Below are 23,779 nucleotides of genomic sequence, written 5' to 3'. Positions count from 1 at the left end.
TGCGTGCGGCTTACTGCGCTCAAATTTTTCTTTGGCCATTTTCCTGTCGTCCCGAAGCGTTAATTCATACAGCCTAAAGATACCGAAAGATGACCTTCAGTACCCGAAATCTCATATTCCTGATATAGCGCAGGAGTTCGCTTTGGAGCGGGTGAAGGGAATCGAACCCTCGTCGTAAGCTTGGAAGGCTTCTGCTCTACCATTGAGCTACACCCGCATATTCCATGCTCAGTTCTGCACTCAACAGCACTGTCGCAGCGAATGGTGGAGGGAGTTGGATTTGAACCAACGTAGGCATAGCCAGCGGATTTACAGTCCGCCCCTTTTAACCGCTCAGGCATCCCTCCGGTATCGCTTTTCACCTTTCGACGTTGCCGTCGAGGTGAGCGGCACTATCGAAATTTCACGGATAAAGTCAACCCAAAAAAAATCAAAAACTTTCAATATCTTCAATTTTTTTCCATCGTCCTGAAAAAGGCGACTTGTTGCGTGAAGCGATGCGCAATATAAGCGAGGCCATGTCAACACGCAAGCCACCAAAACGCCAAAAATCAAAAAGTTTTTCCGGGGCCGGGAAAACCGCAGTTTCCAAGGGCTCTCGCCCACGGAAAGATGCCTCTCGCCCGTCCGGAGACAACTGGCTCTATGGCGATCATGCCGTATTTGCCGTCCTGAAAAACCCGTCGCGCAAGATCCGGCGACTGGTTATCGGCCATAACAAACTGGCCAATCTCTCCCCCGAGGAACTTGGCCTTGTCCAGAAATCAGGACTGGCTGAATCGGTGGACGGAGAAATCTTCGAACAACTGCTGCCCGAAGGGGCCGTGCACCAGAGCATCGCCGTACAGGCCGCTCCCCTGCCCGACCTCGCGGTGGAGGACATCGTCCGCAAGCTTGAGGAAGGCGAGCGATGTGCCCTCGCGGTTCTCGATCAGGTAACGGACCCTCATAACGTAGGGGCCATCCTGCGGTCTGCGGCCGCCTTCGATATTGACGCGGTCATCGTTCCCGACCGGCACAGCCCGCCCCTGACCGGGGTTCTGGCCCGCGCCGCATCCGGTGCGGTCGAATCAGTTCCCGTGGTTCGGGTCAACAATCTTTCCCGGACCCTGGACTATCTGGCTGAAAACGGGTTCTGGCGAATCGGAATGGACGGCCGTGCCGATAAATCCATGGAGGAAGCGGTTACCGGCCTTGGACGCATTGTCGTTGTCTTGGGCTCAGAAGGAAAAGGCCTGCGCCGCCTGACAGCCGAGAAATGCGACCTGCTGGCCAAGCTGCCGATGAATCCGCGTATTGAAAGCCTGAATGTCTCCAATGCCGCGGCCATCGCTTTTTACGAAGTGGCCAAACGGACATAGCTTTCGAAAGCCCCGGAATTCCGGGGTTTTCGCCCCCCCTGATTTTTTTTAATAATTTTGCTTGCCCTCTGTGCGCAAGGTGACTATGTTCCGCCTCCAACGCCGCTATAGCTCAGTTGGTAGAGCAGTTGATTTGTAATCATCAGGTCCCGGGTTCGACTCCTGGTGGCGGCACCAGAATTCTAAAAGGGCTCCCGCAGAAATGCGGGGGCCCTTTTGCATTTGGGGCGCTGCCCGGCGCGCCCTCTCCCTCCCGTATAACAGGCGCCACGCCGCGAAATGGAGACCGATTCACGGCCCCTTTCAAAAGGCCTTGACCTTCCCCTAACTGGAAGCCTTATCTAGTTTGTGACTGTATAGGTATAAGGACAGGCATATGAATCAGAATTCTTCCTGCTGTGGCGGCGCGGCCCGCCCGGACGAAAACGCAGAAACCGCCCTTGATCCCGTCTGCGGGATGACCGTAACACTGGGCAAGGGCAAGCCTCACCTCACCCACGAGGGGGAGGAATTTCATTTCTGCTCTCAGGGATGTCACGACAAGTTCGAGGTTGATCCCGAATTCTACCTGACCGGCGCCCACAAGAAAAAGTCGGCGGCCGCCCCCGAGGGCACAAAATATACCTGTCCCATGCACCCGGAAATCATTTCCGACCATATGATGGATTGCCCCTTGTGCGGCATGGCCCTTGAACCGATGGGGGCCCCATCGGACGAACCCAACCCGGAACTGATCGATTTCACCCGCCGATTCTGGGTCAGTGTTGTTTTCGCCATTCCCGTCGTGATTCTTGCCATGGGTCCCATGCTGGGCCTTCCCATTCGGGACTGGATGGGTCATACGGCCGCCGGTTGGGCCGAGGCGATTCTGGCGACCCCCGTGGTTCTGTGGGCGGCATGGCCGTTCTTCAAACGCGGTTGGGGCTCCATCGTCAATAAAAGCCCCAACATGTGGACCCTGATCGCCATCGGTGTCGGCACCGCCTATGTCTATAGTCTGGGGGCGACCCTGTTCCCGGATGCCTTCCCGGCCGGGTTCCGCGAGGCCTCCGGCTCCGTTCCCATCTATTTTGAGGCCGCAGTGGTCATCATCGCCCTTGTGTTCCTTGGGCAATTGATGGAATTGAAAGCCCGGGAGAGGACCGGTGATGCCATCCGCGCCCTGCTGGACCTTAGCCCCAAGACCGCCCGCCGAATCAATGCCAACGGTTCAGAGCGCGATGTGCCTGTTGAAAATATTCTGGCCGGTGACAAGATTCGCCTGCGCCCCGGTGAAAGCATCCCCGTGGATGGTGTTCTGATCGAGGGGCATTCCACCGTCGATGAAAGCATGATTACCGGCGAACCGATTCCCGTTGCCAAGGCAGAGGGAGACAAGGTCTCGGCCGGAACCCTGAACAAAGCTGGCAGTTTTGTCATGGAAGCCGAAAAGGTGGGCAGCGAAACCCTGCTGGCCAGCATCGTCAACATGGTGGCCGATGCCCAGCGTTCCCGCGCCCCCATCCAGTCACTGGCGGATAAGGTTGCGGGATACTTTGTTCCCATGGTGGTGGCCGTGGCCATCATCGCCTTTGGTGTCTGGTCGGCTGTCGGCCCGGAACCCCGGCTGGTCTATGCCCTGCTGTCGGCCGTATCCGTCCTGATCATTGCCTGCCCCTGTGCCCTTGGGCTTGCAACCCCCATGTCCATCATGACCGCAACCGGCCTTGGCGCCCAGCGGGGGGTTCTTGTCCGGGATGCAGAAGGTCTTGAGACCCTGTCCAAGATCGACACCGTGATTGTCGATAAAACCGGCACCCTGACCGAAGGGAAACCACAGGTAACCGAACTTGTTCCCGCAAACGGAACCAGCGAACAGGCCCTGCTGCGTGCCGCCGCGTCCATGGAAGTGGGATCGGAGCATCCCCTTGCCGAAGCCATCCTGAAAGCGGCAGAGGAACAGAAACTTGAATTGAAGCCGGTTAGCAACTTCCAGTCTGAAACCGGTATGGGTGTCACGGCCCACATGGACGGAACCCGTCTTGCCATTGGCAGTCAGGTGTTCATGGACAGCCTCGGGATTGATGCCGCCTCCCTTGTGGATCAGGCGGACACGCTGGCAGAACAGGGCAAGACCACGGTCTTTGTCGGCCAGAATGAGACCCTGCTGGGCTTGATCGCCATTTCGGACCCGATCAAGAAAACCGCGTTCGAGGCCATTGCCGCCCTGCATGAACTGGGCGTCCACATTATCATGGCAACGGGTGATACAGAGAAAACAGCGCTGGCTGTCGCCCGGCAACTGAAAATCGACCAGACCCATGCCAGCATGCGCCCCGCAGACAAGAAAGCACTGGTCGATCGCCTGCGCTCTGAAGGGAATATTGTCGCCATGGCTGGCGACGGGATCAACGATGCCCCGGCCCTTGCCTCTGCCAATGTGGGGATTGCCATGGGATCCGGCACCGATGTGGCCATCGGCAGTTCCTCCATCACCCTGTTGAAAGGGGACCTGACCGGTGTCACCCGGGCCTACAAGCTGTCACGCAAGACCTTGCAGAATATCAAGCAGAACCTGTTTTTTGCTTTTGCCTATAACTTCCTCGGGGTGCCCATCGCTGCGGGCATTCTGTACCCGGTGACCGGCACGCTGCTATCGCCCATGATCGCCGCTGCGGCCATGAGCCTGTCTTCCGTATCCGTCATTACCAACGCCCTGCGCCTGCGCAAGGCCAATCTGGACTAGGAGGCTGCCATCCCATGAATATTGGAACCGCTGCAGAACGCTCCGGGCTGCCTGCCAAGACCCTCCGATATTACGAGACGATTGATCTGGTGCAGCCCCTCCGGGCGGATAATGGATACCGGGATTATTCGGAAGACGACCTGCACTGCCTGAAATTTGTCGGGCGGGCCAGAAGTCTTGGCTTCTCAATCGAGGAATGCCGGGTCCTGTTGTCTCTGTATCGGGACCAGAACCGGTCCAGCGGCGAGGTGAAATCCCTCGCCCTTCACAAGGTAACAGAAATAGAAAAGAAAATCGGCCAGCTTCAGGACATGAAAAAGATGCTCAGCAAGCTGGCCGGCGAATGCCATGGGGACAATCGCCCGGATTGCCCCATTCTGGATGAAATTGCAGGAGAACAAGCATGAAACTGCCCAAATGGGCCATGGGCGCGGCGCTCGGCGCGGCTCTTGTCGGCGGCTATTTTTACTTCACCGCCAGCCCCGCCCCACAAAACACGGCGGGCGGCCCCATGATCAACGTCACCGAGCCTACCCTTGACCGAACCGCCGAGGCCGGCAAAATGGTCTTCAATAAAAACTGTGCCAGTTGCCACGGCCAATCCGCATCCGGCAAGAACGGTCTCGCCCCGCCGCTTATTCACAAAATATACGAACCCGGCCATCACGGGGATGGGGCCTTCTTCCGCGCCGTCCGGGCCGGGGTTCGGCAGCATCACTGGACGTTCGGCAACATGCCCGCCATCGAAGGCCTCTCTGATCAGGAGATTGCCCTGATCATCCGCTATGTCCGCACCGTGCAGTCGGCAAACGGTATTTTCTAATCTTCCGGTGGGGGCGATCTCAAGATCGCCCTCGCCCGCCTCCCCCCGCAATTGGCGACTTCCTGCTTGTCCGCGCCCGGTTTTTCCTTTAAGTGCCGGATTAAGCCCAAATCCTAGAATGAGTCGCTTTTCCATGTCCAAACTTTCCCCCCATCTCTATGGCACCCTTGTCACAGCCTTTGGCGTTCTTGTGCTGACACCGGATGCCCTGCTTGTCCGCCTGATCGACGCCGATACATGGACCCTGCTGTTCTGGCGCGGGCTTTTGTTCGCAACGGGCATTCTGGGATTCTATGGTCTTCGGTACCGACTGGCCGTATTCGGGATCCTCAGGGCCATGGGATGGCGCGGGCTTCAGGCGTCCCTGTTCTTTGCCTGCAGCACCATTTGCTTTGTAACCGCCCTGACCAACACCACGGTTGCCAACACCCTCGTCATCATTGCCACCGCACCGCTTTTCTCTGCCATTATTTCATGGCTGTTCCTGAAAGAGCGGATTTCCCGCAATACATGGATTGCCATTCTTGTCAGTTGCGGGGGCATTGCCATCATCTTCATGGACAGCATTGGCGGCGGAAACCTGCTGGGTGATGTGGCCGCGCTTGGTGCCGCCCTTTCCATCGCCAGCCAGATTTCAACCGTTCGCCTTGCCCGGAATGTGGATATGGTTCCCTCCCTCGGTCTTAGCGGCCTCATGGTTGCGTTGGTCATGATCCCGTTTGCCACGCCCGCCACCGTACCGGCCTCCTCCATGGGGACCCTGCTGTTTCTGGGACTGGTGATCCTGCCGGTGGCCTTTGGCCTGATTACCTACGGCACCCGCTTCATTCCTGCGCCCGAAGTCAGCCTGCTGATGCTGCTGGAAACCTTCCTTGGGCCGGTCTGGGTGTGGTATTTTCTGGCGGAAACACCGGACCGGGCAACCCTGATCGGGGGCGGCCTGGTCTTCGCCACCTTGATTACCCACGGCATATTGGGGTTCCGCAAGGCAAAACCCGTTCAGGCCCCGGCCTGACCTGAAACGACAAAGGGCCCCGAAACGGGGCCCTTTTCATATAAGCATCCAGGATGCCCTGCTAAATTGAGGTATCCTGATAAAAAATGTGCCGGCCGATTTCACCGACCTTGTTGAAATGCTCGCGCCAGAACGGGCTCACATAGGACGCATGATAATGGGTGGCGTTCTTGGCCACGCCGCTTCTTTCACCGTCCAGCACCAGTGCCACCACCTTCAGGGATTTTTCCCACGCATAAAGGTCCTTGGGCCGGTCCGACTTGCCATCACAGGCGAACGAGAACTGACAGCGGTTCTTCAGATGCTTGTTCTGGAACACCACTTCACAGGCCTTGTTCGGATACCGCGGATTGGCCATGCGGTTCAGCACAACCTCGACAATGGCCACCTGACCGATCAGCGGTTCACCGCGGGCCTCAAAATAGACGGCCTGCGCCAGACACAATTCCTGTTGCGAGAAAACCCGGTCAAACAGATCAACGGATTGATAGGTTTGCTGTACCTTGTGGTAGTCCGGCATGTCCAGATCCTTCAACTGGGAGAGGGCCGGACCCGCCAGTTCCCCCATGGATGTGAACTTTGTTTCCAGTTCACGGCTTTTCAAAGCCTTGTAGTTTCGCGCAAGATACTGTTCCCGGACGTCCGTATCCACCTGACCCACCTGGACCAGCAGCATGATACTGACAACCGAAAGCAAGAAAATCACGACACCCGCAAACACCACCCCCAGATTGCGGCGCTTCGTCATTGTTGGTGTTGATATTTCTTTGTTCATTTGCATATCCCGATACATTGTCGTCTTCTGTCCGGCAAACAACAGGACTGACTTTCAATGCCGTTAGTATAACAAAGGGTCTTTTCCCTTAGCATCCCCCAAACATAGGGAGAAACCGGTTAATTTAAACAAATTATTAACCTTGCCTATTAACCAATTAACCTTGTTACAGTGGTCGTGACCCCGATCACGCTTTGTTCACGGAAAACAAAAACCCGATTAAAATCAATTTACTAAGAAGAATAAAGATAGGAATGGCACCCGGTCGGACTGGTTTTTCTGCTTCTCATACATTTAAGGTATCGACGAATTTTTCCATCCTTTAAGCGAAAATGTTAACGAATCTGGAGGCCAATCGCTATCTGTTTTTCCGCCCGCCGCCGCCCGTTTTCACCTGATAAACCATCGATTGAGAGCCCCCTCGCACCGCAGTCCCTGAAAAACAGGCGCTTTCCCCCCTCCTGCTTCCCGCCATGACAAGCGTTCACAGAAGCAATATTTTCCACCCATCAGTGTATGGTCCGGCGATGACGGAAACAGTCACCCGACCCCCTTGAGAGAATCACCCGAAAAGATAAGAAGAAAACAACTTTACTAATTTTTTCAATAATACTTTTTGCATATGCCGGAGTGACTAATATTAGAAACCAGTACGTTATTTGATCATGAATTTTGTTCAGTTGCTGCAAAAGGCACACTTTTTTTGAATATTTTGAATTGTTTTGCTTGCATCAATGATCCGTTTCGTTATATCAGCGGATAGGAATTTTCGATTGTCCTTCTTAGTAAATGGTTGAGTATTATGGATATCACATCTCTCCAGGGTAAAGCCCTTGAAGCAAGCCGCTTTCTGAAAGCAATGTCCAACAAGCACCGGTTGTTGATCCTGTGTAATCTTGTTGATACTGAACGCTCAGTCGGTGAACTCGAGAAGATCGTCGGCCTGAGCCAGTCTGCTCTGTCACAGCATCTTGCACGTCTTCGCAAGGAAGAAATCGTCAAGACACGCCGTGAAGCACAGACTATCTACTACTCCCTCGACGACGAAAGCGTTATCGACGTTCTCGAAGTCCTGTACGATATCTTCCTTGGCGAAGATGAGTCACTGGCAGAGGTTGCTTAAACCTGTCTTTATTTTCCAACGATTGGCAGCGGTAAATTAAACAGGCGTAACAACTGACATCTAACAGTCGATACGAACCACCTGTTTTCCAAGAACTTTTCCAAGTTCCATCGCTTTCAATGCCTGGGTTACCTGAACAAGGTCCCAGATTTTTCCGACGTAAGGGCGCAAAACCTTCCGATCCGCAAGTTCAAACAGTTCCCTCTGTGCCGTTTTGCCGGCATCAGGGTTTCTGCGCCCATACTCACCTGCCCGAACCCCTAGCAGGCTAATTTCCCTCGCCTGCAAATCGGCCAAGGGCAGGTTTCCAAACGATCCGCTGGCAAACCCGACGGTCAAAAGCCGCCCTCCCGGCCGCAGGCAATACAGACTATCCTCCAGCAACCGGCCCCCTACAGGATCAAGCACCATATCCACACCTTCCCCATCCGTTAGTGCCGCCACGGATTGCCGAAGGTCATCCTGCCTGTAATTGATGCAATCACCGGCTCCCGACTGCCGGGCAATATCCAGCTTTTCTGTTGTACTGGCCGCAGCAATCACATGCCCCCCAAGGGCCGCGCCCACAGCCACCGACGCCTGCCCGACGCCGCCGCCCGCCCCCAGCACGAGAACCCGTTCGCCGGGCGCAAGCTGCCCCCGCCTTGCCAGCGCGATATAGGCCGTGCTGAACGTCACCCCGAAAGCCGCGCCCTCTTCAAAGGACAGCCGCTCTGGCAGGGCAGAAACATGATCAACCGGCACATCGGCAAGACTTGCAAGAGCTCCGGTCTTACCGCGAAACAAGACCCGATCACCGACCCGGAAACCCTGCACGCCTGCCCCCAGGTCCTGAATGACCCCGGCCCCTTCCATCCCCGGCACGAAGGGAAGCGGCGGACGATACTGATATTTCCCATAGGTCATCAGCAGGTCCGGGAAATTGAGGGCTGCGGCCCTCACCGCGATGCGCACCGCCCCTGCGGCCAATAGTCCCGGCGACTGTTCTTCAATACGGATCCGGTCCGGTCCCTCAAGGCTGCTGCAAACGGCGCTTCTGTTCATTGGCGGGTATGCCCCTGTTCTTGTTATCACACGGATATTTTTTCCCGTATCCACTTTGACCTGTCCCGGCACCGGTTTCAAGGCGTTCCCGAAATCCGTCTCCTGATCTGTCCTGAAGGCCATCCCATAAGGCACCCTACGATCTTGTGACTGGAATATTTCCTGTGAAAGGATTAAGTGAAGACAGTCTTATGTGTTTCAAGGGGACAGGTTGATTATGGCTGTATCGGAAATTTCTTATCTCGCGGCGGCGGGCGGCGGGATCGTCAGCTTCCTGAGCCCGTGTGTCCTGCCCCTTGTTCCGGCCTATCTTTGCCTTGTTGCCGGCACCTCCCTTGATCAACTTGAACAACGACTGGACGAAAAGAAAAAGAAAGTCGATCTGCAGGTCGTGACCATGGCCCTCGTCTTTGTGCTCGGCTTTTCAACGGTTTTCATCCTGTTGGGGGCGGGCGCATCCTTTATCAACCGCCTGCTGCTGCAGCATCTGGATATCCTGTCCAAGATCGCAGGCGCCGTGATCATTCTGTTCGGGGTCCATATGACGGGCCTGATCCGTATTCCGATCCTGTACCGGGAGGCACGGTTCAACAATATCGACAAACCGCAAAACTGGATTGGCGCCTATATTATCGGTTTGGCATTTGGTTTTGGGTGGACCCCCTGTATCGGCCCCATCCTTGGCACCATTCTGGCGATTGCAGCCAGTGAAAGCTCCCTTGGATATGGGGTTAGCCTGCTGGGGGTCTATGCACTCGGACTTGGGATACCGTTTTTGGCGGCAGCACTGGCCATCAAGCCATTTCTTGGATTTATGCGGAAATTCCGCCGACACATGCACAAGGTTGAGATTGCAACCGGTGCTGTTCTGATTGGAACGGGCGTTCTGATTTTCTCAGGCCAGTTTCAGGTTCTTGCCTACTGGTTCCTGGAACTCTTCCCCGGCCTTGCCACACTCGGTTAATTTCTAATTTAGAATAAAAGACACTTATCTCGATGGTTATGTTTTGCTGTCCCGCGGGACAGCACCAGAGAGGCTATCCCCCTCCAGGGTCAGGGTATCATGATACTGATTTCCTGTGGCCGTTCCTTCCGAGGGAGGAAAAAGAACGGAGAACATGACCATCAGGGCGATCACCATCCCCGCCAACAGCCAGCTTCCTGCAAGTTTTTCTTTCATTGTAATACCTGCTTTCGATGTAGAAACGATCCCACCATTCCTGTCGGAAGGAAACCGTTCCGTCTTGACGAGATATGGCGCAAAAGGGCGGGCATTCAATAACAAGCCGCCCTTTCTGGCCCCCTCTCATGCAGGCTTTGTAACCATAATCACATAAAAATATGATATAAAGAGGATGTCAGGGGGTCTCGCACTGCAAGGCCCGATGCAGCGCCGCCGGATCAATCCGGCTGCCCTTGAAATTGGCGCGCCAGCAATCGGCAAAGGACAGGTCTGCCCCGCTCAAATCGGCGCCCCTGAGATCGGCATCGCTCAAATCCGCATTGACCAGCACCGCCCCCCGCAGGTTCGCGTTGGCAAGGCTGGCACCGGACAGGTTTGCATTGGTCAGGTTCGCCCCCGACAGGTCCGCCCCTTCCAGATTGGCCCCGGACAGCGGGGCATCCTGAAAATTCGCCCCCCTCAACGGCAGGCCGGACAGGTTTTCATGGCTGAAATCAACCCGCTCTCCGCCCTCGTCACCGGCAAGCCAGTGATGATGGACAGCCAGCCTCTCCCGGATACGGACTTCCCGCTGGCGCAGACCATCCGCAAGGGGTGCAAATGTCGTCTGCCCCGGCCGGGTTTCCGCCGTTTTCCCGGAATTCGCATGAATGTCTTCTGTCATGATCACTGCCTTTTCCTGCTACGCTTTCCCTTCGGGTATAGTCGAAACACCCCTGGACCCAACTTCCCCGATCGTCCCTCCATTCCCCGGCATCGTCAAGGGAAGAAGCAGCCTTATCCCAATTCCCCTTTCGAGAGGCCCCTCCCCTCCCTATACTGAAAGGGTATCCGACGGGGCCGCAATCATCGCCTTTTATCCGCGCCCGGCCCGTTACAAACGCCTTTTGCCCCGATGTTCAACAAGGGAAAATGATCATGTGTGGCCGTTTCAGCCTGACAACCCCGATTGAGGCCCTGCGGAAATTATTCGGGTTCAGTGAAAGCCCCAATCTGTTCCCACGGTACAATATCGCCCCCTCGACCCCCATCGCGGCGGTTCGCAAGCATCCCCACCCGACCGAAACCGGTAATCAGCTTTTCTTTCCCCGTTGGGGGCTGATCCCGTCCTGGGCAAAAGACAGCAGCCTTTCCGCCCGCATGATCAATGCCCGCATGGAAACCGTGTCAGAAAAACCGGCCTTTCGCGGTGCCTTCAAGGCCCATCGATGCCTGATCCCCGTGACCGGCTTTTATGAATGGAAGACAGAGGATAACGGCCAGAAGCAGCCCTATTTCATTCATCAACAGGGGCAGGAGACCTTTGCCCTTGCCGGGCTTTGGGAACGGTGGCAATCCCCGGATAACGATCTTGTGGAAAGTTGCACGATCCTGACCATGCCCGCAGCGGGCCCCATCCGGGCCCTTCATCACCGAATGCCGGTAACGGTCCAACCGGACCTGTTCGGCACCTGGCTTTCCGGCAACGATCGGGACAGCCTGCCCGGACCAGCCCGGCAAATCCCCCTTGCCTGTTATCCTGTCAGTAATAAGGTCGGGAATGTGCAAAATGACAGTCCCGACCTTATGAACCCGGTTTCCCTGACGGACAAGCCGCAGGCACCGAAACAGCAAGCCCTGTTCTGATGCCCGCCGGTTCTTTCTGTCAGTGACGGGATTGCTGCTGGATGGTAATGGCTTCCCGACTGATCCGGACAACCGATACCTTCAGCTTTTCAAACGCCTTGTGTTCAATCTGGCGAACCCGTTCCTTGGTGATCCCCAGTTGTTCGCCCAGCGCCTCCAGCGTCATCTTGTCATCTGTCAGACGGCGTTCCCGGATAATCATCTGTTCCCGGTCTGATAATTCCTCAAGCGCTGTCCGCAGCCATTTCCCCCGGATTTCCCCATCACAGATCCGTATGGCCATTTCCTCGGGCGACGGTTTGGTGTCCTGAAGAAAGTCCTCAAGACTGTCATCCCCTTCCTCCCCGATCGGGGCGCTCAGGGACTGGTCCCGACTGGCCAGACGGTTGGACATATTCTCCACTTCCTTGAGGCCGATACTCAGCTTTTGGGAAATGGTCTTCAGGGTATCCGATGACAGGTTTCCTTCCTCGGAATTCTGAATCTTGGCGCGAAGCCAGCGAAGATTGAAAAACAGGGATTTCTGAGAGGCACTGGTCCCGGAACGCACGATGGACCAGTTGCGAAGAATGTAATCCTGCATGGCGGACTTGATCCACCAGCTTGCATAGGTCGAGAATCTGATCTCACGTTCCGGCTCGAACCGGAACGCCGCCTGCATCAATCCGATATTACCCTCCTGTACCAGATCCCCAAGAGGCAGGCCATAATTGTTGAATTTCGAAGCCATAGAGACAACCAGACGGACATAAGCCGATACAAGCTCATGCAACGCCTTTTCGTCTTCTTCATCCCGCCAGCGCCTGGCCAATTCAAACTCCCTCTCGCGGGTCAGCATTGGCACAGACATCGCTGATGAAATGAACGCTCTGTTTCTTTTTACGGTGTTTGTAGCGTCTTTTGTGGGCATTTGCGGTTCCACCTTCCTTTTCGACGAAGTGTTGGATTCCCTGGACACTGCACTAATTTATATTTTTCTAAACTATGAGCCTTTTTCTAGCAGAATACAAGCTCATTATCGATTCGCTAATATTAATGTGATGACGGCGTCATGAGCACAGCTTATTCGTTGTCGCTGACACTGGACCAATTGGTGCGTGCGGCCCGCGAGATTCAGTTTCATGAAGATCTGGTCCCCGCCCAATGGGAAGCCTTGCGCTACCTTTCGTGGGCGAACCGCTATTCGACGACACCCGGTAATGTGGCCCGGTTTCTTGGCACGACCAAGGGAACCGCATCGCAAACCTTGCGGGCGCTTGAAAGCAAGGGATATCTGCGGCGCATCCCCAACCCCAAGGACCGCCGCGGCATCAACCTGACGCTGACGGTCGCCGGGCGGGACAAGCTGTCATCGGACCCGCTGTTCCGGGTTCTTGAGCATATGGAGCAGCAAGCCGGCGAAGAAAAAGAGGCCTTGCTGGCCAGCCTTGAAAAACTTCTGTGGCTGGTCAAGGGGAACGATACGGACCGCCAGTTTGGCTATTGCCTGCATTGCAAGCATTTCAGGCGAAACAGAAAGGGCGGCACGGCGGCAGGCACCTGCCGGATGGCGCGGGAGCCCCTGAACCATTCCGACCTTCTGAAAATCTGTGCCCTCTATGTTCAGGCCTTGCCATCAAGAGCCGTTTCCTCCTCTTCGGCCAATGTTTCCGCCGACCAGAGATAAAGAAACGACGCCAGGCCAAGAAAAACCGCGAAACAGAGAAACGATATGGCGTATCCCCGGTCCGGAAACAGGGCAAGCCCCCACCCGAACATGGATTGAAAGAACCCCACGCCCAGAATACTGGTCAGGTTCAGGGTCGAATTGGCACGCCCGACCAGATGATCCGGGAAGGCCGCCCGGCAATGGGCTGCCAGCACCACGTAATGTTGCTGCAGGAAGGCAATTGCGATCAGCAGGATAACCGCCCCCCAAAGCGGCAGGTTTTCGGTCAGCCCCAGAATCAGGAAAGCGACAATCTCGGCCGCCACCGCTGTCAGGACAATGACCTTGCGGCTGGGGATAAAGCGATCCATGGGACCGAATACCAGCGCCCCCACCGGAATGGCGACCACCATGGCAAACAGGATTTGCCCGGCCTCGACCCCGTCAAGCTGATACTGACTGGCCAGATACGGCCCGCCCCACATGCCCAGCAACGCCGTTGCCGGGGCAAAGGCAACAAAACCCATGGCCAGCAGAAAGAAAAACCGCGGGAATTTCAAAACCGCACTATAGCCGGTCAGGCTTTCCCGCAAGGTTGTGGGCTGCTTGTTGCTTTTGCGATAGCCGGGAGGTGCATCCCGAATAACAAGCACCGCAACGATCATGGCCACAACGGTCACCCCGGCCACGATCAGATAGGCCGGGCGCCACCCGAACTGGTCAATAAAGTAAGCCAAGGGCCACGAGGACAGGATGCTGCCCAGACTGGACGCCGCCATCATCCAGGAGGCAACAGTGGCAAATTTTTCCACCGGATACCATTTCGCGAACAGCACATAGGCCGACATCATGGTAACGGAAAACCCGCCGCCAAGCAGCATGCGCGAGATCAGCACCTCTTCATAGGTGGTGGCCCAGGCCAGCATCAGGCACCCGATGACCGCGAACCCGACAAAGGCCGGCATGACCCGCCGGGCCCCGTATCGGTCCAGCAGCAGGCCATTTGGAATTTGCAGGAACGCCGAGGTAAAGAACAGGGCCGCCGCAACAAACCCGAGACTTTCGATCCCCAGCCCCAGATCGGCCGCGATCGGCGGCAATGTCACGGCCCCCGACAGGCGGTGAAACTGGCCCAAACCAAACAGGGTCGCGCTGACAATGAAAATATAGAAGGCCCGGCGCCGGACGTCTGATGGCCTTGCATCCATGGACATTGGTTGTTTTCTTTCTTTTCTTTTAAAATTCCGCCCAAAATCCGGTTTTGTCAAATGGCAATTGCAAAACCACTGCTTGCACGGTTGCTTGTCCGGCAGCGTCCCCGCCAGAGAAATGAACCGCCGCCCAAGGCCCGGTTTATCCCCCCTTCCTAAAATGACTTTTTGTCAATTTACCTTGATCATTACCGTTTCTGCGCATACCTTTCTTGGCAAAGGCGTGACGCCATATAAGAAACAAGAAACGACAAGTTTGAGAGTACAGCATGAAATTTGAAGGTACTGACTCCTACGTTGCAACCGAAGACCTGATGATCGCCGTGAACGCGGCCATGACGTTGCAGCGTCCCCTGCTTATCAAGGGTGAACCCGGCACGGGTAAAACTGTTCTGGCCCAGGAAGTGGCCCGCGCCCTTGGCAAGCAGTTTATCGAATGGAACGTCAAATCCACCACCAAGGCGCAACAGGGTCTTTATGAGTATGATGCCGTCTCTCGCCTTCGGGATTCCCAGCTCGGCGATGACAAGGTGCATGACATCAAGAACTACATCCGCCCCGGCAAACTGTGGGAAGCCTTTACGGCGGACGAAAGCCCGGTTCTGCTGATCGACGAGATTGACAAGGCTGATATCGAGTTCCCCAACGACCTGTTGCAGGAACTGGACCGGATGGAATTCTTTGTCTATGAGACACAGGAAACCATCAAGGCCGTGAACCGTCCGCTGGTGATCATCACGTCAAACAACGAAAAGGAACTGCCTGACGCGTTCCTGCGTCGCTGTTTCTTCCATTATATCAGCTTCCCCGACCCGGAAACCATGCAACAGATTGTCGAGGTGCATCACCCGAACGCAACGCAGGAACTGGTCCGCGATGCGCTCAAGGTCTTCTTCGATGTGCGGGAGACACCGGGCCTCAAGAAGAAGCCGTCCACCAGTGAACTTCTCGACTGGCTGAAACTTCTGATGAACGAGGAACTGCCGGAAGACGTCCTGAGATCAAAGGATCCGTCCAAACTGATCCCGCCGCTGCATGGTGCCTTGCTGAAGAACGAGCAGGATGTGCATTTGTTCGAACGACTGGCCTTCCTGTCCCGCCGGGAGCAGCGCTAGGAGGTAGGCCGACATGTTTGTGAAATTCTTTTTCACCCTGAAGGAAGCCAAACTTCCTGTCACCTTGCGTGAGTACCTGACCCTGATCGAAGCGTTGAAAGCCGGTTGCGCCGGATATGACGTGAACGATTTCTATTATCTGGCGCGCACCACGCTGGTAAAGGATGAAAAGAATCTGGACAAGTTCGATCAGGTCTTCGGTCATTGCTTTAACGGCATCGAGTTTATCGGCGACGATAAAACGGTGGAACTGCCGGACGAGTGGCTGAAAAAGCTGGCCGAACTGTCCCTCACGGACGAGGAAAAGGCGCAGGTTGAGGCCTTGGGTGGCTGGGAAAAGCTGATGGAAACCCTTCAGGAGCGCCTGAAGGAACAGCAAAAGCGTCATCAGGGTGGCAACAAGTGGATCGGCACTGCCGGCCGCTCTCCTTTCGGGGCTTATGGCTATAACCCGGAAGGGGTGCGTATCGGCCAGAAGGAAAGCCGCCATCGCCGCGCTGTCAAGGTCTGGGACAAGCGGGAATACAAGAACCTGGACGATGATGTGGAACTGGGGACCCGGAACATCAAGGTGGCGCTGAAACGGCTTCGCCAGTTTGCCCGTGAAGGGGCGGCCGATGAACTGGACCTTGAAGACACCATCCGGTCCACCGCCCGAAACGCCGGTTTTCTGGACCTGAAAATGCGTCCTGAACGGCACAATGCGGTCAAGGTCCTGATCCTGTTCGACATTGGCGGTTCCATGGACGACCATATCAAGTCGTGCGAGGAACTGTTTTCAGCAGCCCGGAATGAATTCAAGCATCTGGAATTCTATTATTTCCATAACTGCGTTTATGAAAAGCTGTGGAAAGACAATCGCCGCCGCCATGCGGATTTCAAACCCACATGGGATGTGCTGCATACCTACCCGGCGGATTACAAGCTGATCATCGTCGGCGATGCGACCATGTCCCCGTACGAAATCGCCTATGCCGGCGGCAGTGTGGAACACTGGAACGAGGAAGCCGGTTCCGCGTGGATGGAACGGATTCTCAACATCTACAGCAAGGCGGTCTGGCTGAACCCGGTTCCCGAAAAATACTGGGAATATACCCCGTCCCTGCAGATGATGAAGCAACTGATGGGGGATCGGATGTATCCCCTGACCATTCACGGTCTTGAAGATGCCATGAAAGAGTTGAGCCGGTAAGCCGGCTCTTCTTCCCTCTCTCGCCCTAGCGCCTCTCTCCCCAGCGCCTCTCTGGGCGCTCTAATCGACGAACTTGACCGTTGCCAGCAGGCGGGTGATCCGGCCGTGATTGAGCTTCTGTAAAATAACGCTGAGAAGCAGGTAATAGACCGAGGCATGAAGGACGCCCCCCGCCCCGGAGGTCCTGACATAAAAGACCAGCGCAATGGTCGCCAGCATGACAAAGAACCAAAGGCGCCCGCACAAGGCCAGCCGCCGCTGGTATTTCTCGAACTTGTCGCTGGTCAGTTCAATCTTGTACCAAAGGTCAAAATTGGTGGCGACAATCAGCACCGGCACAACCATAAAGACCACCGCCACGCCAACAGCATAAACGCCCTGTCCCGCTTTCATCAGTTCCAGAATGGCCTGAAACAGGGAAAACTGACCGGTCAGCCCAAAGAACCCGTCTACCGTTGCAAACGGGGCGGCAATCCCCACCCCTAGCAGCGCCGCCGAAGCAATGATCAGAACCCCGTGAAAGCGATCCGGTCCCGCCGCGTATTTCGCGATTGTCTGCTTTCCTGTCCGTCCGACAAGCGTCCGTTCTACCAACCAATGCATGATCCAGCCTATTCCCCGATTAAATCCACGGGTCATGATTACCCGAAAAGCCGCTGGCTTGTCACAAAAATCAGACACCCCGGCGGATGAACCCGAAGGCTTTCCGCCGGGGATGAGCATTTACTGGCTTTCAATATCCGCGGGCGAGGAACCGCCGGAACCCTGCCCGCTGCGACTGCGACTGCTACTGCTCCGGCTCCGACTTTCTTCTTCCAGGCTTCCCCCTTCCTGTGCCGCATCCCGTGCCCGGTGGGCCAGCAGGCTGTTGTACCAATCCTCCTCTGCCATATAGGACGCGTCATTGAAGCCGGCGATCCGCAATCCATCCACCGGACCAAGGATCTTGAACAACAATCCACTGGTTCTTGGGTTGGTGGCGCTGCGCCTGCGGATCAGGGTCATGGATTTGCGAGCCCAATAATTCAGATAGGCCAGCGGGCTTGCAGGCGTTGCCAACACGATCAGGGTCAGGTTCTGTCGCCATGCGGTGAAGAAATCCCGGGTCGAGAAAATTGGCAATGCGGGCAGGATCGCGGCGAACCCGCTATAATAGCCAAGCGAGGCAATGAGGAACCAAAGATAGATTTCCACAATATAGATGGGGTACCAAAGCGATTGCAGAAACGCATCCCGCGACCAGGGGGCCGCATCCCGTGCCCAGAACCCACGTTGGGCATGAAACCCACGAAGGGAAAGCGACCCCTTGATGGCCCATCGGCGCCACCACGGCATGGCATCCAGTTCCTCTGTCGTGATATCGCTATCATAGGTGGCAGACGGTGCCTTGGAGGCAGAGAATAAGGGGATCAATGCCAAAGACCCGGTAATACTGTACACCCCGTTCTTCAACATCAGATAGCCCACTTCCGCCAACCCTTCCTGCAAGGTGGAATTCTCATCCTCGAAGACGGGAAACCCTCTCATCCATCTGGAAAGCAAGGTAAATCCGGACAAGGCGATAACCTGTACCGCCGCTTTCCAGAATATCCGGCGCAATCCCATTTCCAGATAGTCCCGCGAATTCGCGCCCTTGTTGGCCTTACCCTGCCAGTAAAGCGCTTCATTCCCGGAATAGCCGTAGCCAAAACCGATGAAGGCGGCCAGACTGGCGGAATACACACCCAGATCGGTCCAGAAACCGGGGGTAGATGTATTCCCATTATGATAGGTGAACGAGGTTGGGAACCACCAGGCCAGCAAGCCAGAGCCAAGAAGGCTTTGTAGGAACCCACCAAAACGTGTCAATCCTGACATATAACCAGACCGGACGGTCCGGTTATATTCCGCCCTGTCTTCAGCGGTTGGGCGAACCTGACGATCCACAGCGGCCGCGGGCGGGCGGCTTCCTTCCTTCACACCAAATGTCCAGCGCCAGAATGTGGGATAGCGAACCCAGTCGAGTGATCCTTCCGCCTGCTCTTCCGCCCCCTCATCAGGTTCGCTTTCCTGTTGCCGCTGGTTCCTACCAAGAAGCTCCAGTGTCGAGGCGTGGGACGGACTGAAGGTAGAAGCCAATCGTGCCTCCCTGTTACCCGCCCCTATGGCGCGCTGGAAGATGGGCAGCGACCTCGGAGAGAAAGGATGGACAAAAGGCGCCGGTTGCCGCATACGGCCATCCGTATCCACATAATTCACCGGATCATTCCCGGCATATTCATAAGGTTCCCGACCGTCACGGGCTGGATCTACGCTTAAAAATTGACCCAGTTCGGGATCATAGTACCGCTGCCCGACATAATAGAGGCCGGTTTCCTCGTCCAGTTCCAGCCCGGCAAACTTGTGACGGAAATTATTGTTCCCCGCAGTAAAGCCGCCCTGCTCCACCCGTCCGAACGGACTATAGGACACGGCGGCGGTCTGGTTCCCCGCTTCATCGGAAACGGCATAGGAACTCCCCCTCCCATCCTGATGGAAATAGGTAATCTGGTCCGCTTTCGGTGTGCCATCCCCGTTTTCCAGAGCCGCCTGCGCTGTCGGGGCCAAACCTGCCCCCAGAAACGCAACCATCACACTGATCGTAACAGCCTGCCGAAAACGGGATATCTTTCCCCCTCCCCCGTCAACCGATGCCCGGAGCGCGAGAGAGCGTGAGGCAGAACCAGCACCAGTGCGGCGTTCCTCTCTGCCTGTAACCTTTTCGAAAAGGACAAGGATGGCAAAGCACCCCATCATCACCGCCAGCAATCCCAGCAGGTTTTGATGCGAAAAGGACAGGCCACCCAGAACAGAAAGCATCCCCCCTGTCATATCATTCCGGCCCGCAGCAAAGCCCGGCAACATCCCGGCCAGTTCGTCTTCGGTGATCGCGGATGTGAAAGCGGCGACACGCCCCATATGGTCCCAGACATAACGCGTGGCCTGCATACGCCCATCCGCATGGCGGGTGAATTCAAAGAACGGACTTATGTAGAAGGTCTGGCTGCCGCCCGATACGGCTTTCTCAATCCGTTCGCCAAAGGGACCATAATCAAAGCGAAGTTCCGTTTCCCGGCCCCGGTCCGTCTGTACCGCCTGCACCAGTCGGTCCTCCACATCGAACTGATACCGGGCATGCCGGTTCCCCTGAACCTTGCGGGATACATTCCCATGCCGGTCATAGGCGAGATCAATAGCAGCCCCCTGCCGAACAACCTTATCCTTATTTTTAACTATTAACCGGTTTAAAAATGAATACTCACTCCCTGCGGCGGCAAGGCGTCCTTCGCTGTCATAATCATAGGCCCGTTCATACTGTTGAGGCCCATCCCGAAGCAGGGCGCGGCGGCTTTCCCGGCTGATCTTCCCATTCTGGTTTGAAAATTCATAGGCAAGACTGTCCAGCCCATCGTCCGCCGCCCTATCCAGCGCACCATTGCGCCCGAGGCGAATGGATTGCAGCGCCCCGTCATCTGACCACTGGAAGGCTTCCGTCAGTCCATTGCCCAGTATCCTTTGCAAGGCTGGGCCTTGAGGGTGGTCTGCATCCGCGTCGTAGCGGATAATCGCCTTGTCCGGGTCGCCAAAATTATCCGGCGCCCCCTTTAGCCAGCGAATGGCGGCAAGGCGGTCCCCCTCATACTCATACCCGACCACGGACCCATCCGGGTAGAGAACGCGGGAAAGCTGGTCATTCCGGTATTCAAAATCGATCCCAAACTCAAAGAAGTCTTCCGGCCCGTCCGGGATCAGAACCCTCTTGCCCTTCAATTGCCCATTTTCCGTATATTCATAGGAAACAACTTTTCCCGAAGGCAGATTGACTTCTGCAAGTCTGTCGGTCCGGGTATCAAAATACCGATAACGATAGGATTTTCCGCCCGGCAGATGCTTCTCGGACAGTCGCCCTTCTCCATCATGGGCAAGGCCGACCCGCTCCCCGTTTCGAATGATTTCGGAGACCTGACCCCGATCATTATAGGAAAATTCGGAAACGCCATATCCCGCGAGCGCCTCTCGCACCACACGGCCAAAGGCATCGAAGCGGATATTCTGCTCCCGGCCTGCCGTGTCTGTAATCTGGATATCCTCTCCGTCCTCGCGGAACCTTCGTGTCAGGGATGTCTCCAGCGTCTTGCTGCCGTCAGGCTGAATTTCCCAGCGCGCCATGCCCCCAATGCGGCCAAGCGCATCATAGGTGACCACCGCCTCTTTTTGGTATTTGTCATTTGATCCAACCGCACTGACGGTTGTCAGAACGCGCCGTTGGATACGACCATCCGGCAAGCGATGATGGCGGCTTTCCTCCCGAACAACCAAAAGGGTTCCATCCTTGGCCAAACCGGACAGATTATCAGGATCGGCAATCCGCTCGGTCCGGCTGATTTCCTGTCCGAAGGCATCCAGTTCGCGGACGGTTTCCGCCCCGTTCTCAAGATACTCCCGAACCATTTCCCCGGTCCCCGGATCATGGATAAGACGCACAATCTGTTCGCCTTCCTCCTGCCCCAGTGTCAGACGGGTGGGAAAGGTTCTCAATTCAGGGTCGTAGGAAAAGCGGCTTTCCTGATTGTCTTTTCGGATGCGAATGATGTTGCCTTGGCGGTCCAGCCATTGCACGGAATAGCGGCTTTCCTGCTCTTCATCATTTTCAAAGCCGCGAATGACAGACGACGTCAGGCGACCTTCTGTAAACTGATAGGTCCATTGCTTGGTTTGACGTGCACCTGTCCCGCGATCGGTGTGGCTACGCGCTGTCACCAGATTTCCGATTGCCGTTCCTCTCCAGTCAGGCTCGGTCTCATCCAGATACTCAAGATGATCCGTCCCCTTGTCGGAAGATACCCATTTCACGCGCCCCGCAGGATCATACTTGCGGGTTTCAATGCTGGCTTTCTGTTCTTCGCCGTCCCCATCAAACAGGACAGAGCGGATTTCCGTCAGAACCACAGGGGCCCCGTTCCTGCCTCCCAACGGACTGTAGGTAAACTGCTCCTCGGTTACCTTTATCAGGTCCCGGTTTAATGTGCGGCGCCCCTTTGGCTTGATGAACATCCCGCGGGCGACAACCAGACCCTTCTGCGGCCCAACCCCCAAGCGGGTAAATTCCCCGCTGCCCCGCAAGGGGGACCATTCGCGAAATTCGTTAAATCCGGTCAGCTTTCCATTTTCAAGGACCGGCGAAAGATGCTCGTATTCGCGGGTCTGCATCCGCTGCTCGCCTGCAAACAATGAAAAGCGCGTAACCACCGGCTCTCCGCCCAGCAGGCGATACTCAATATCAGTTCGACCGCCGGTGCCGTTTTCAACAGACGACAACCAATACCCATCCGCAGCGCCCTGTTTTTCCCAAATATAGGATTTTGAAGGACGGCAGATAAGACTGCCTGCCCCCGACTGCCCACAGTCCCGAAGATGGCGCGGCAAGCCCCTGTTGTCATACTCAATAAAATAATGGCGGACCGCCCGGCCGCTTACACGGGTGGAAACCTGCACCAGCGCGGCTGTTTCCCGGTCATGATAAAAATGAACCTGCCGCAAGGGGGCTGCCCCTTCCCCCGCATACCCGTAACCGATCCGGTCAATCTTGCCGGTTTCTGCTGAATAATCGTATTGGATAAAGTTGCCGAACCGGTCCTCTGCCCGGACAAGATGCCAGCGGCCTGCACCCGCGGCTTCGAATATCTGCAGAAGGCCATTGCCATCCCCAACGTGATAATCAGCCCCGTTCTGACGAACCCATGTCCGGGGGTCCACTTTCAGGCGGAATTCACCCGCGCTGCCTTCCGGGGCGGCAACAAGGGGGATGCCATCCAGACACAGCGCCGCATCGCGGCAAGGTTCCAGAACAGATATACCGGCCACATCCAGATATCGCTGCACACCCCGCCGGTTTCCGATCACCAGATGCAGGGACGGCTCGAACCCGGCAACCCCTGGCGGCACCTCAATCGGAACCCGGACAGCGGCGGTCCCCATTGCCCCGTTCACATGCAGGGCGTTTTCGTCCGGTTTTCCGAGATGAAGGGTGGCCTTTCCCACCACGGCCAGCGCAAGACGAGGGGGCTTGTCCCCCTTGCCTTTCCATTTTGGGAGTTTCGCAGGCATTGCGATGGGCTTTTCAAGTCTCTCTTGCCCCTTTGCGCCATCCTGCTGTTCCTGTTCCTTGGCAGCAACGTCCATGCCCCCGGGCAGTCCCCCCAAAACCAGCGCCCCCAGAACAGCTGATCCCAGTACCTTGCCTATCCCCGACAAAATCTTCATCGTGACTTCCTTCCACCTTCGCTATTTCTGAGATAAACGAACCGGGAGTGGAAGCCGTGACATACAAACCCTGTCAGGCGAGGCCGGGGTTGCCGGATTTTCAGTCTATGGGTGGGCCCGTGACGGGAAACAGAGGTCTGTCAGTTCAGCCAATTTCAGAATTTACGGATTGCACCGGACAAGGCCCCCATCAGCGCCTGCCCCACCGCACCACCATCCCCTGAAAGGTTGCGGGTTACAACGGCGCGCATGGCATCCACATGGGCGCTGACAACACGCAGATGCCGATCACTCTGTCCGGCCGTGGCGTCGCAGTACTGCGCAAGGCTGTCCGCAATGGCCGACAGCAAGGGATATCCAAACTGGACACCCTGCCGGCTCAAACCATTGGCGATATCCCGGATCTGCCCGGCGGTCATGGCCCGCCTGCTTTCAAAATTCTCGCACACCGCCAGCAAGGCGGTCAGCTTGTTAAAGGTCCGGTCAACATGGTCCGGGTATTCTTCCCGTTGCTGCCTGAAAACCCGCCCGGCTTCCTGCAGACGGGGATCGGAAAAACCGACCTGCTGCGGATCGGCGCCAACCCCGGCGGCCTTTTCCAACAGACGGTTCCGTGTCCGGTAATATCGAACCTTTATAGGGGGATGATGCGTCAT

Annotated in this window: 21 protein-coding genes and 3 tRNA genes; 13 read left to right on the top strand and 11 right to left on the bottom strand. The window is 56.2% G+C overall.

Annotated features, from left to right (window positions below; all coding sequences use genetic code 11):
- Positions 1-143 precede the first annotated feature (143 nt).
- Positions 144-217, bottom strand: a tRNA-Gly gene (locus FQB27_RS06460).
- A 45-nt stretch (positions 218-262) separates the two neighbouring features.
- Positions 263-347 (bottom strand) — tRNA-Tyr (locus tag FQB27_RS06455).
- Positions 348-497: 150 nt separating this feature from the next.
- Here FQB27_RS06455 and rlmB point away from each other — a divergent pair.
- The 6 genes from rlmB (at position 498) to FQB27_RS06425 (ending at position 5,924) form a co-directional block, all read left to right on the top strand.
- Positions 498-1,361 (top strand): 23S rRNA (guanosine(2251)-2'-O)-methyltransferase RlmB, encoded by an 864-nt coding sequence (gene rlmB / locus FQB27_RS06450; RefSeq protein WP_206374369.1) that lies wholly within the window; start codon positions 498-500, stop codon positions 1,359-1,361.
- Between the two features lie 101 nt (positions 1,362-1,462).
- Positions 1,463-1,538: transfer RNA gene (locus tag FQB27_RS06445), tRNA-Thr, on the top strand.
- A gap of 199 nt (positions 1,539-1,737) precedes the next feature.
- Positions 1,738-4,086 (top strand): heavy metal translocating P-type ATPase, encoded by a 2,349-nt coding sequence (locus tag FQB27_RS06440; protein ID WP_169560006.1) that lies wholly within the window; start codon positions 1,738-1,740, stop codon positions 4,084-4,086.
- 14 nt (positions 4,087-4,100) lie between these two features.
- Positions 4,101-4,493: a Cu(I)-responsive transcriptional regulator gene (cueR, locus tag FQB27_RS06435; protein WP_169560005.1), complete on the top strand. Its 393-nt coding sequence runs from the start codon at positions 4,101-4,103 to the stop codon at positions 4,491-4,493.
- Positions 4,490-4,909, top strand: a complete 420-nt coding sequence (locus FQB27_RS06430; protein ID WP_206374367.1) for a c-type cytochrome — start codon at positions 4,490-4,492, stop codon at positions 4,907-4,909. Before cueR ends, FQB27_RS06430 begins: the two co-directional genes overlap by 4 nt.
- A 133-nt stretch (positions 4,910-5,042) precedes the next feature.
- Positions 5,043-5,924, top strand: coding sequence for a DMT family transporter (locus FQB27_RS06425; RefSeq protein WP_169560004.1), 882 nt, complete (start codon positions 5,043-5,045; stop codon positions 5,922-5,924).
- Between the two features lie 61 nt (positions 5,925-5,985).
- Here the strand turns inward: FQB27_RS06425 and FQB27_RS06420 are convergent, their stop codons facing one another.
- A complete protein-coding gene (locus FQB27_RS06420; RefSeq protein WP_169560003.1) occupies positions 5,986-6,672 on the bottom strand; it encodes a cell wall hydrolase in 687 nt (228 codons plus the stop codon).
- A gap of 829 nt (positions 6,673-7,501) precedes the next feature.
- Between FQB27_RS06420 and FQB27_RS06415 the strand changes: the two genes are divergently transcribed.
- Entirely contained in the window at positions 7,502-7,822 is a 321-nt protein-coding gene (locus FQB27_RS06415) for an ArsR/SmtB family transcription factor (RefSeq protein WP_169560002.1), read from the top strand.
- A gap of 60 nt (positions 7,823-7,882) precedes the next feature.
- Here the strand turns inward: FQB27_RS06415 and FQB27_RS06410 are convergent, their stop codons facing one another.
- A complete protein-coding gene (locus FQB27_RS06410; RefSeq protein ID WP_169560001.1) occupies positions 7,883-8,866 on the bottom strand; it encodes an NADPH:quinone oxidoreductase family protein in 984 nt (327 codons plus the stop codon).
- Positions 8,867-9,083: 217 nt separating this feature from the next.
- Between FQB27_RS06410 and FQB27_RS06405 the strand changes: the two genes are divergently transcribed.
- Positions 9,084-9,830, top strand: a complete 747-nt coding sequence (locus FQB27_RS06405; RefSeq protein WP_169560000.1) for a cytochrome c biogenesis CcdA family protein — start codon at positions 9,084-9,086, stop codon at positions 9,828-9,830.
- Positions 9,831-9,866: 36 nt separating this feature from the next.
- Here FQB27_RS06405 and FQB27_RS06400 read toward each other — a convergent pair whose 3' ends face one another.
- Together FQB27_RS06400 and FQB27_RS06395 are read right to left on the bottom strand one after the other, a co-directional pair.
- On the bottom strand, positions 9,867-10,046 hold the full coding sequence (locus FQB27_RS06400) for a hypothetical protein (RefSeq protein ID WP_169559999.1): 180 nt from the start codon (positions 10,044-10,046) through the stop codon (positions 9,867-9,869).
- A 178-nt stretch (positions 10,047-10,224) separates the two neighbouring features.
- Positions 10,225-10,713 (bottom strand): pentapeptide repeat-containing protein, encoded by a 489-nt coding sequence (locus FQB27_RS06395; protein ID WP_169559998.1) that lies wholly within the window; start codon positions 10,711-10,713, stop codon positions 10,225-10,227.
- A 254-nt stretch (positions 10,714-10,967) separates the two neighbouring features.
- Here FQB27_RS06395 and FQB27_RS06390 point away from each other — a divergent pair, with 254 nt between their 5' ends.
- Positions 10,968-11,675 (top strand): SOS response-associated peptidase, encoded by a 708-nt coding sequence (locus tag FQB27_RS06390; RefSeq protein ID WP_169559997.1) that lies wholly within the window; start codon positions 10,968-10,970, stop codon positions 11,673-11,675.
- Positions 11,676-11,694: 19 nt separating this feature from the next.
- On the opposite strand, the gene FQB27_RS06385 is transcribed toward FQB27_RS06390, so the two are convergent.
- Positions 11,695-12,525, bottom strand: a complete 831-nt coding sequence (locus FQB27_RS06385) for an RNA polymerase factor sigma-32 (RefSeq protein ID WP_206374365.1) — start codon at positions 12,523-12,525, stop codon at positions 11,695-11,697.
- 201 nt (positions 12,526-12,726) lie between these two features.
- Here FQB27_RS06385 and FQB27_RS06380 point away from each other — a divergent pair, with 201 nt between their 5' ends.
- Positions 12,727-13,341 (top strand): MarR family winged helix-turn-helix transcriptional regulator, encoded by a 615-nt coding sequence (locus FQB27_RS06380; RefSeq protein WP_169559995.1) that lies wholly within the window; start codon positions 12,727-12,729, stop codon positions 13,339-13,341.
- Here FQB27_RS06380 and FQB27_RS06375 read toward each other — a convergent pair.
- A complete protein-coding gene (locus tag FQB27_RS06375; RefSeq protein ID WP_169559994.1) occupies positions 13,278-14,537 on the bottom strand; it encodes an MFS transporter in 1,260 nt (419 codons plus the stop codon). The two genes, FQB27_RS06380 and FQB27_RS06375, sit on opposite strands and share 64 nt — an antisense overlap.
- Here FQB27_RS06375 and FQB27_RS06370 point away from each other — a divergent pair.
- The 3 genes from FQB27_RS06370 to FQB27_RS06360 are packed head-to-tail and all read left to right on the top strand — an operon-like array spanning position 14,530 to position 16,841.
- Positions 14,530-14,814, top strand: coding sequence for a hypothetical protein (locus FQB27_RS06370; protein ID WP_169559993.1), 285 nt, complete (start codon positions 14,530-14,532; stop codon positions 14,812-14,814). The two genes, FQB27_RS06375 and FQB27_RS06370, sit on opposite strands and share 8 nt — an antisense overlap.
- A complete protein-coding gene (locus FQB27_RS06365; protein ID WP_169559992.1) occupies positions 14,804-15,649 on the top strand; it encodes an AAA family ATPase in 846 nt (281 codons plus the stop codon). The genes FQB27_RS06370 and FQB27_RS06365 overlap by 11 nt, the downstream gene beginning before the upstream one ends.
- 13 nt (positions 15,650-15,662) lie before the next feature.
- Positions 15,663-16,841 (top strand): vWA domain-containing protein, encoded by a 1,179-nt coding sequence (locus FQB27_RS06360; RefSeq protein ID WP_169559991.1) that lies wholly within the window; start codon positions 15,663-15,665, stop codon positions 16,839-16,841.
- Positions 16,842-16,901: 60 nt separating this feature from the next.
- Here FQB27_RS06360 and FQB27_RS06355 read toward each other — a convergent pair whose 3' ends face one another.
- From FQB27_RS06355 to FQB27_RS06345, 3 genes are all read right to left on the bottom strand, one after another.
- The gene (locus FQB27_RS06355) at positions 16,902-17,444 is read right to left on the bottom strand and encodes a hypothetical protein (protein WP_169559990.1); all 543 of its coding nucleotides are present in this window, start codon (positions 17,442-17,444) and stop codon (positions 16,902-16,904) included.
- 120 nt (positions 17,445-17,564) lie between these two features.
- Positions 17,565-23,123 (bottom strand): RHS repeat-associated core domain-containing protein, encoded by a 5,559-nt coding sequence (locus FQB27_RS06350; RefSeq protein ID WP_169559989.1) that lies wholly within the window; start codon positions 23,121-23,123, stop codon positions 17,565-17,567.
- Positions 23,124-23,278: 155 nt separating this feature from the next.
- Positions 23,279-23,779, bottom strand: a complete 501-nt coding sequence (locus FQB27_RS06345) for a hypothetical protein (protein WP_169559988.1) — start codon at positions 23,777-23,779, stop codon at positions 23,279-23,281.

Source organism: Sneathiella chinensis (assembly GCF_012720115.1).
Taxonomy (GTDB): Bacteria; Pseudomonadota; Alphaproteobacteria; order Sneathiellales; family Sneathiellaceae; genus Sneathiella; species Sneathiella chinensis.
Note: the sequence above shows the minus strand (reverse complement) of the source record. Positions and strands in the feature narration are given on the sequence as shown.

Coding starts and splice junctions, on each gene's coding strand:
- rlmB (WP_206374369.1), top strand. CDS start 498: ATGCGCAATATAAGCGAGGCCATGTCAACACGCAAGCCACCAAAACGC.
- FQB27_RS06440 (WP_169560006.1), top strand. CDS start 1,738: ATGAATCAGAATTCTTCCTGCTGTGGCGGCGCGGCCCGCCCGGACGAA.
- cueR (WP_169560005.1), top strand. CDS start 4,101: ATGAATATTGGAACCGCTGCAGAACGCTCCGGGCTGCCTGCCAAGACC.
- FQB27_RS06430 (WP_206374367.1), top strand. CDS start 4,490: ATGAAACTGCCCAAATGGGCCATGGGCGCGGCGCTCGGCGCGGCTCTT.
- FQB27_RS06425 (WP_169560004.1), top strand. CDS start 5,043: ATGTCCAAACTTTCCCCCCATCTCTATGGCACCCTTGTCACAGCCTTT.
- FQB27_RS06420 (WP_169560003.1), bottom strand. CDS start 6,672: ATGACGAAGCGCCGCAATCTGGGGGTGGTGTTTGCGGGTGTCGTGATT.
- FQB27_RS06415 (WP_169560002.1), top strand. CDS start 7,502: ATGGATATCACATCTCTCCAGGGTAAAGCCCTTGAAGCAAGCCGCTTT.
- FQB27_RS06410 (WP_169560001.1), bottom strand. CDS start 8,866: ATGAACAGAAGCGCCGTTTGCAGCAGCCTTGAGGGACCGGACCGGATC.
- FQB27_RS06405 (WP_169560000.1), top strand. CDS start 9,084: ATGGCTGTATCGGAAATTTCTTATCTCGCGGCGGCGGGCGGCGGGATC.
- FQB27_RS06400 (WP_169559999.1), bottom strand. CDS start 10,046: ATGAAAGAAAAACTTGCAGGAAGCTGGCTGTTGGCGGGGATGGTGATC.
- FQB27_RS06395 (WP_169559998.1), bottom strand. CDS start 10,713: ATGACAGAAGACATTCATGCGAATTCCGGGAAAACGGCGGAAACCCGG.
- FQB27_RS06390 (WP_169559997.1), top strand. CDS start 10,968: ATGTGTGGCCGTTTCAGCCTGACAACCCCGATTGAGGCCCTGCGGAAA.
- FQB27_RS06385 (WP_206374365.1), bottom strand. CDS start 12,525: ATGTCTGTGCCAATGCTGACCCGCGAGAGGGAGTTTGAATTGGCCAGG.
- FQB27_RS06380 (WP_169559995.1), top strand. CDS start 12,727: ATGAGCACAGCTTATTCGTTGTCGCTGACACTGGACCAATTGGTGCGT.
- FQB27_RS06370 (WP_169559993.1), top strand. CDS start 14,530: ATGGACATTGGTTGTTTTCTTTCTTTTCTTTTAAAATTCCGCCCAAAA.
- FQB27_RS06375 (WP_169559994.1), bottom strand. CDS start 14,537: ATGTCCATGGATGCAAGGCCATCAGACGTCCGGCGCCGGGCCTTCTAT.
- FQB27_RS06365 (WP_169559992.1), top strand. CDS start 14,804: ATGAAATTTGAAGGTACTGACTCCTACGTTGCAACCGAAGACCTGATG.
- FQB27_RS06360 (WP_169559991.1), top strand. CDS start 15,663: ATGTTTGTGAAATTCTTTTTCACCCTGAAGGAAGCCAAACTTCCTGTC.
- FQB27_RS06355 (WP_169559990.1), bottom strand. CDS start 17,444: ATGCATTGGTTGGTAGAACGGACGCTTGTCGGACGGACAGGAAAGCAG.
- FQB27_RS06350 (WP_169559989.1), bottom strand. CDS start 23,123: ATGAAGATTTTGTCGGGGATAGGCAAGGTACTGGGATCAGCTGTTCTG.
- FQB27_RS06345 (WP_169559988.1), bottom strand. CDS start 23,779: ATGACGCATCATCCCCCTATAAAGGTTCGATATTACCGGACACGGAAC.